The 6,996-nt window shown below is 63.9% G+C and carries 10 protein-coding genes; 2 read left to right on the top strand and 8 right to left on the bottom strand.

Annotated features, from left to right (window positions below):
- Positions 1-492 precede the first annotated feature (492 nt).
- The 4 genes from AWB68_RS47625 to AWB68_RS41480 all read right to left on the bottom strand — a co-directional run bounded on the left by AWB68_RS47625 (position 493) and on the right by AWB68_RS41480 (position 1,785).
- Positions 493-702, bottom strand: a complete 210-nt coding sequence (locus AWB68_RS47625) for a hypothetical protein (RefSeq protein WP_125483235.1) — start codon at positions 700-702, stop codon at positions 493-495.
- Between the two features lie 7 nt (positions 703-709).
- Entirely contained in the window at positions 710-913 is a 204-nt protein-coding gene (locus AWB68_RS41490; RefSeq protein WP_087649958.1) for a hypothetical protein, read from the bottom strand.
- A 110-nt stretch (positions 914-1,023) separates the two neighbouring features.
- Positions 1,024-1,416, bottom strand: coding sequence for a DUF5594 family protein (locus AWB68_RS41485; protein ID WP_087649957.1), 393 nt, complete (start codon positions 1,414-1,416; stop codon positions 1,024-1,026).
- A gap of 66 nt (positions 1,417-1,482) precedes the next feature.
- A complete protein-coding gene (locus AWB68_RS41480; protein ID WP_087649956.1) occupies positions 1,483-1,785 on the bottom strand; it encodes a hypothetical protein in 303 nt (100 codons plus the stop codon).
- Positions 1,786-2,068: 283 nt separating this feature from the next.
- On the opposite strand from AWB68_RS41480, the gene AWB68_RS41475 reads away from it, so the two are divergent.
- Both AWB68_RS41475 and AWB68_RS41470 read left to right on the top strand, forming a co-directional pair.
- Positions 2,069-2,575, top strand: a complete 507-nt coding sequence (locus AWB68_RS41475; protein ID WP_087649955.1) for a Spy/CpxP family protein refolding chaperone — start codon at positions 2,069-2,071, stop codon at positions 2,573-2,575.
- A 137-nt stretch (positions 2,576-2,712) separates the two neighbouring features.
- Positions 2,713-3,144: a PGDYG domain-containing protein gene (locus AWB68_RS41470; RefSeq protein ID WP_087649954.1), complete on the top strand. Its 432-nt coding sequence runs from the start codon at positions 2,713-2,715 to the stop codon at positions 3,142-3,144.
- A 1-nt stretch (position 3,145) separates the two neighbouring features.
- On the opposite strand, the gene AWB68_RS41465 is transcribed toward AWB68_RS41470, so the two are convergent.
- The 4 genes from AWB68_RS41465 to AWB68_RS41450 are packed head-to-tail and all read right to left on the bottom strand — an operon-like array spanning position 3,146 to position 6,534.
- A complete protein-coding gene (locus AWB68_RS41465) occupies positions 3,146-3,511 on the bottom strand; it encodes a DUF3022 domain-containing protein (protein WP_087649953.1) in 366 nt (121 codons plus the stop codon).
- Between the two features lie 2 nt (positions 3,512-3,513).
- Positions 3,514-4,338, bottom strand: coding sequence for a YhfC family intramembrane metalloprotease (locus AWB68_RS41460; protein WP_087649952.1), 825 nt, complete (start codon positions 4,336-4,338; stop codon positions 3,514-3,516).
- Positions 4,339-5,412 carry a LacI family DNA-binding transcriptional regulator gene (locus tag AWB68_RS41455; protein ID WP_087649951.1) on the bottom strand — a complete coding sequence of 358 codons (1,074 nt, stop codon included), beginning with the start codon at positions 5,410-5,412 and terminating at the stop codon, positions 4,339-4,341.
- 39 nt (positions 5,413-5,451) lie between these two features.
- Entirely contained in the window at positions 5,452-6,534 is a 1,083-nt protein-coding gene (locus AWB68_RS41450) for an NAD(P)-dependent oxidoreductase (RefSeq protein ID WP_087649950.1), read from the bottom strand.
- Positions 6,535-6,996: the final 462 nt, after the last annotated feature.

The raw sequence follows: 6,996 nt of genomic DNA, 5'->3' as shown, positions 1-6,996 counted from the left end.
GACATTGCAATTTATGAACCCAGCTGAAAAGCTGGCGGAAACGTTGGGTGTTGCGTCGACCGGTTGAATTCGCCGCTTCCCAACGCCAATCCTTGCCATGCGCCACTAGACCGCTCCCTCGGAGTGGTCCAACCGGGGGAGTGTCCTTAGCGGGGTTTCATCGTTGTTGGCATGTAGAAGAGGCGCGCACGTCGCACCGCCATACGAAGTGGATCAGCAGTCATACATCCAGCCTCGCGCTACGCGCTCACCCGTAAGGCAAAACAGAAACCCGAAACCCATCGCTATATCACCATCCTACGTTCGTGCTTGCTGCATGCTTCAATTCACCGCCGCTAGCAGACCTGGCGTCGGGCACGAAGTGCCTAGACGGATGAATGACTGCTGTTCCACTCCGCGCAGCGGTGCGACGCGCGCGCCTTGTCTACATGCCAACAACGATGAAACCCCGCTAAGGACACTCCCCCGGTTGGACCACTCCGAGGGAGCGGTCTAGTGGCGACTGGCAAGGATTGGCGTTGGAAAGCTGCTTTCTTTGCTTACTTTCTTTGCAGCAGCAAAGAAAGTGAGTCCCGCCCCGGACAGGGGCAGAGCAAATAAACCACTAAGAAAACAATTTCCATAGAAGCCTAAGCGCATCAAACGGTGTAAACAACGCACCCCAACCTCAAGCGCCTGCGCCAGCGCCAGCGCCAGCGACAATAAACCCCTACCGATCCGCAGCCATCGCTTTCAGCCGATCGTTGCCGGCGTCGCGAGCGGCATCGGAAGTCGCGAAATTCTCCTCCGATACCATCGACCGCTTCACCTCGCCGGCGGCGAAATCCACGAGCGAGATCACCCAGACGAAGCCGCCCGCCTGTTCAGCGGTCTGCACGACCGCACGCAAGTTCCCGTTATTCGCCGATCCCATGATGACCTCCCTCCTGAAAGAGACGCGCCCGGACACGAAGGCGTGAACGCAAGACTAATCCTTTTTGGCGTCGCGAGTGTGTACGTTCAGCATGCCGACCGGCATGGACGTCACGCCTCGAAATCGAGACCGCCAAGAAGCACCGCGAACTCGGCCTGCGAACGCGTCTCCAGGTCGACGTCGCGAGCGCCCTGCCAAGCGACGAGCTTCGCCGGAATCGCATGCAGGTAGCGCTCGAAGCGCGCCTCGCCGCCCGCCTCGAACAGCCGTTCGATCTCGCCGCTGTCCCAGGTGAGATACAGGTTCAGCCGATGCGCATAGCCGCTCGGCGCACCACGCGCGTGCACGACGCGCTCGGCCACGACGCGAACCCGTGTCGGCGCGCGGCCGTTCTCGTACGGCATCACCTCGACGCGCACGCCTGCATCGAGCAGGCTCGCTATCGTGCTCGCGATGCGGGGTGCGAACTCGATGTCGAAGCGCTGCGACGTCTCACGGTCCACGGCGGACCTCCGTGGCGTGTCGGGCGATCTCGCCAGGCGCGACCCGCGATGCTTTCCAGCGCGGTTTCATACAGACGGCAAATCCTCCAGCGACTTTTCGATCTGCCCTTCCTGAACCCGCGCCTCGATGCCGATGTGGCCCGCCGTATACGGCAAGGCCGTCACCTTCGGGCCGAGGAACGTCCTGCCGCCAAGCGTGAAGAGCGTGCGCACTTCCTTGCCGCTCTTGATCGCATCGACGACCTGCGCCACCTCGACGATCGTCGTCGGTGACGTCCAGGCGTTGCTGAGCGCGTCGAAGCTGCCCCAGCGCACGTCCGTCACGCGGTCATTGGCCCAGCGCACGCCATCGATAGCCAAAGTAGACATAGCCACCTCCATCCCCTCGTTGTACCTCGGAAATCGTAGCACTTTAAGACGAGGGTGGCGTAGCGGGGCCACTGGATCCCGGGTCGAGGGCTTCCCCGCAAACGCGCATGCCCGGGCAGGCTATTTTTCGTAGACGTATCGGTTGTAAGCAGATGTCGCAATGCGCGATGCGGCCCGCGCAATCGTGCTACTAATAACGCGTTTTCGGCTAGGCGGTGCGCGTTGGAAGCGGCAAGCCTTCGCGCACGGCACGCCATTTTCCAATCGATCGAAGGTGTCACGCATGAAAAAAACATTGGTTGCATTGGCGGCAACGCTCGCTGTGAGCGCGGCCTTCGCCCAGTCCTCCGCGCCCGCCGCGGCATCGGCGCCCGCTGCTTCGGCGCCTGCCGCGACGCATCGCGAGGCTCGCGTCGAGGAGCGCATCACCGAACTGCATTCGGCCCTCAAGATCACGCCGCAGCAGGAAGACCAGTGGTCGAAGTTCGCCGACGTCATGCGCGAGAACACGCACACGATGGGCGACCTGTACCGGCAACGCGTCGCCCAGCGCGACACGATGACCGCACTCGACGACATGAAGCAATACGAGCAGATCACGCAGGCGAACGCGGAAGGCACGAAGCGTCTCGTCGATGCGTTCGAGCCGCTTTACGCGAGCCTTTCGCCCGACCAGAAGAAGCTCGCGGATGCGAACTTCCGCGGTAGCGGACGCGAACATGGACGCGGCGCCGGGCATCATCATGCGCACGCAGCGGCGCCGGCGGCAGCGTCCGTCACCAAGCCGTAATCGTCCTTGCTGAAACCATGAAAGCGCCCGCATCGTCCGGTCCGGACCATGCGGGCGCTTTCTCGTTTTTGCGCAGCGCGTGCACAATGGGCGGATTGCCGTTACGATCTCGAACCTTCAATTCCGGGCGACCCGCCATGACCCTGCTCAGCAATCTCGATCTGGACACCGACCCCGCGGCGCTTCGCGTCGTCAAGGACGAAGCCGTTGCGGTCGAGTTCGCGGCCGCCGCGGGCGAGCTGATGAGCCTCGAGGGCCCGAACCGCTACCAGCCGGGCGATGCGATCGTCACCGGCGCGACCGGCGAACGCTGGGTCGTCTCGCGCGAGCGCTTCGACGCGAAGTATCGTGCGGAACCGGGCGTCGTTCACGGCGAGCCGGGCACGTATCGCAACCGGCCCGTCGTCGTGCTCGCGAAGGAGATGCCCGCCGCGTTTTCGATCGCGCGCTCGGAAGCGGGCGATGTGCTCACCGGTGCCACCGGCGACTGGGTCATGCAATATGCGCCCGGCGACTACGGCGTCGTGAAGGCCGCCCGCTTCGCGAAGGTCTACAAGCGCACCGGCTGACTCACGCGAAGTCCTCGCCCATCTCGATCTCGACCGTGCGCGGCACGGCCTCCCCGTTCGCATACGCTTCCTCCAGCGAGCCGAGCGCCGCCTCGACGTACGCGCGCAGCACCGCATAACCGCGCGCGTGCTGGCGCACCGGCATCGCACGATGGCGCGCGAGCGCGGCAGGGTCGAAACGCACGTCGATCGAGATGCGGCGCGCAGTCGAGCCGAAACGCATCGCGATGTAATGGATCACGAGCGAGGTCCTGCCTTCGTCGTCGATGCGCTCGGCGAATTGCGTCTGCTCGGGGAACAAATCGCTGATGACGTGCGCGAGCATGTCGATGTCGGCGCTCGGGCAGTCGTATTGGTAGTCGTCCATGACTAGTGCCTGAAATGGGGTGTCGTCGGCGTCGAGGCGCCCGGCCGGCCGCCGCCTGCGCGGAAGTACCGCATCAGCGCGCGCACGACGATCAGGCCGAAGACGAGGTAGACCGCATCGGCGGCGAGGAGCGGAATCACGCGGGCCTGGAACAGCGCGGCCGGCAAGTCGATCAGCGCGTGCGCCGCGATCATCAGCGGCAGCGTGTAGCGAAAGCGTTCGCGCAGCATCTGCCACATCAACACCGAGAAACCGAGCTGGAACACGAAAGCCGCCGCGCGCTCGATCACGAACAGCGCGGCATATTGCGGCGACAGGCTGCCGAGCACCATGTGCAGGCGCATCAGCGCATCGATCGGCACGCTCGCGAAATGCTCGTCGAGCTGGTTGCGGTTCGCGAGCACCGCGTAGACGATCCACTGCAACTGCACGAAAACGCCGACGAGCCACGCCTCCGCCCCGCCATGCCCGATCCCGTAGCCGAGCGAGGTGCCCGGATTGGCGAGCGTCGCGGGCGCGCGCGCGATGAGCCACTTCATCGCGATGAAGCGCCCCGCTTCCTCGCAGATGCCCGCCGCCAGCGCGCCATACGCGACGAACACGGCCGGGTTCGCGAGCCAGCCGACGGTCGTGGCGTTGCTCAGTACAAAGCCATGCAGCGCACGTTCGACGATCATCGAAAAAAACGCAAACACCGCGATGCCGAGAATCACCTCACGCCGCTCGAAGCCAAAACGAGGTTTGAGCCTGAAGTACAGCACGACCGGCAACGCGGCGATGAGAAGCGTGGCGATCGAAAGACAGACGAGCGTCGATACACTGACCATTCAAATTCCCTGAGAATTGTCGCGCCGCGTGGATGCGCGCACGACGAGTTCGCCCGGCAACAGGCATTCGCGCGCCGGCATGCGCGCGCCTTCGAGCCGCTCGTGCAGGAACTCGACCGCGCGCCGGCCGATATCGTAGGTCGGCTGCCGGACCGTCGTCATGCCGGCGAGTTCGGCCCACTCGGAATCGTCGATCGACATCAGCGCGACGCGTTGCTGCCAGTCGGCGCCGTAGCGCTCCTTCAGGTGCAGCGCCACGCGCAGCGCGACCGGCGCGTTCGCCGCGAACAATGCCATGCGACCGGCTCCCAGGCGCGACGCATCGAGGTTTGCATCGATGGCCGCGAGCGCGGGCGCGGCGTCGGCGAGGTCGATCACGATCGTCGAGCCGCTCACGCCACGGGCTGCGAGCGGGCCGATAGTGTCACGAAATGCCGCTTCGCGCACGCGTCGCGAACTCACGCGCCGGAACGGCTGCACGATGAACAGCACCTCGTCGAACCCCTGGTCGGCGAGATGGCGCGTCGCGAGCGCGACGGCCGCGACGTTGTCGAGGCCGACCATGTCGGTGACCAATCCTTCGACCGAGCGATCGACCAGCACGACCGGAATGCCGCCTCGCGAAAACGTCTGGAGCAGTTCCTCCTTCACGCCGAGCGCGTTCACGATCACGCCTTCGACGCGGTAGGTCGTGAGGAGTTGCAGATAGCGGCGTTCCATGTCGATTTCATTGGCCGCATGACAGATGAGCGGCATGTAGCCGAGCGCGTGGCATGCCGCTTCCACGCCTTGCAGCACTTCGACCGAATATGGATTGGTCAGGTCGGCGAGCAGCATGCCGATCAGCCGGTTGCGGCCGCGCTTCAGACCGCGCGCCATCTGATTCGGGCGATAGTCGAGCTTCGCGATCGCGGCTTCGATCCGCTCGCGCAGTTCGGGCGACAGAACGCTCGTCTCGCCATTCAGGTAGCGCGAGATGCTGGTCTTGCCAGTACCGGCTTCGCGCGCGACATCGGTGATCGTTGCGCGGCGTGTGGCGGAGGGCGGCGTCATCGGATGTTGTGCTTCATGCATGGGGCTTTCACCTGGCTTCTTCGATGCTCGTTGTCATGCTCAAAGGCGAAAAGCGCGCCGTGGCGCGCTTATTGGTCGAAGTTCGGGCAGCGGCATCTTAGCGCACGCGTTGCCCTTGCCCTTGCTGTCGCGCCGCGCTCGACGCTCCAGCACCTGGCGGTTCACGATATTGTGGGTCAGCGTGCCGTCCAGCGCACCGATCAGGTTCTCCGCCGCGTTGCGGTTCATTGCATGACGCGTCTCGTGCGTGGCCGATCCGATGTGCGGCAGCGCGACCACGTTCTTCATCGCGAGGAGCGGCGAGTCGGCGGGAAGCGGTTCTTTCTCGAACACGTCCAGCCCTGCACCGAGGATCGTGCCGTTTTGCAGCGCCTCGATGAGCGCGGGTTCATCGACAGTCGGCCCGCGCGACGCGTTGATCAGGATCGCGGTCTTCTTCATTGCCTTCAGTTGGACCGCGCCGATCATGCCGCGTGTCGCGTCCGTGAGCGGCACTTGCAGGCAGACGAAGTCCGATTTCGCGAGCAGTTCGTCGAGTTCGACGCGTCTTGCGCCGTAGTCGTCTTCGGCTTGCGCGTTCGGGCGGCGGTTCGTGTAGAGCACGTTCATGCGAAAGCCGAGAGCCGCGCGCCGCGCGACTGCCCCGCCGATGCGTCCCAGCCCGACGATGCCGAGCGTCTTGCCTTGCACGTCGACGCCGAAGCACGCTTCGCCGATGCTCGCGGTCCAGTGGCCGGCTTTCACCCATTCCGCCAGTTCGACGACGCGCCGCGCGCTTGCGAGGATCAGCGCGAACACGGTATCGGCGGTGGATTCGGTCAGCACGTCGGGCGTGTGGGTGAGGATGATGCCGCGGCGCGTGAGATCGTCGACGTCGAAGTTGTCGAAGCCGACAGACACCGTCGAAAGAACTTTCAGGCGGGTTGCGCCTTCGAGCATGTCGGGGGAGATTTTTACGCTTGCGCCGATCGCGGCATCGGCGGTTTTTAGTGCTGCCGCGAAGGCGGCGTGGTCGTTCGGGTCGACGGTCTGGACCTCGGCGTGTTCGGTCAGGTACGCTAGCACGTCGGGGGGCAGCGGCTTGTAGGCGACGATTTTCCTTTTTCCTTCGGATGGGGTCATTTCGGTTCGCTCGTTGGATTGGTCGCTGGTGGGTTGGGGGATGGGGATGGGGTTGGGGTTTGGGGTTGGGGTTGGGGTTGGGGGTTGGGGTTGGGGTTGGGGGTTGCTGTTTACACCGTTTGATGCGCTTGGGCTTCCATGGAACTTGTTTTCTTTTTGGTTTATTTGCTCTGCCCCTGTCCGGGGCGGGACTCACTTTCTTTGCTGCTGCAAAGAAAGTAAGCAAAGAAAGCAGCTTCCCACCGCCAATCCTTGCCATGCGCCACTAGACCGCTCCCTCGGAGTGGTCCAACCGGGGGAGTGTCGTTAGCGGGGTTTCATCGTTGTTGGCATGTAGAAGAAGCACGGGCATCGCACCGCTAAACGAAGTGGACCAGCAGTCATTCATCCAGCCTCGCGCTACGCGCTCACCCGTCAGGCAAAACCGAAACCCGAAACCCATCGCTATATCACCATCCTACG

This window comes from Caballeronia choica (assembly GCF_001544535.1).
In the GTDB taxonomy this organism is placed as follows: Bacteria; Pseudomonadota; Gammaproteobacteria; order Burkholderiales; family Burkholderiaceae; genus Caballeronia; species Caballeronia choica.
The sequence above is the reverse complement of the archived record's forward strand: the minus strand, read 5'-3'. Positions and strand labels throughout refer to the sequence as shown.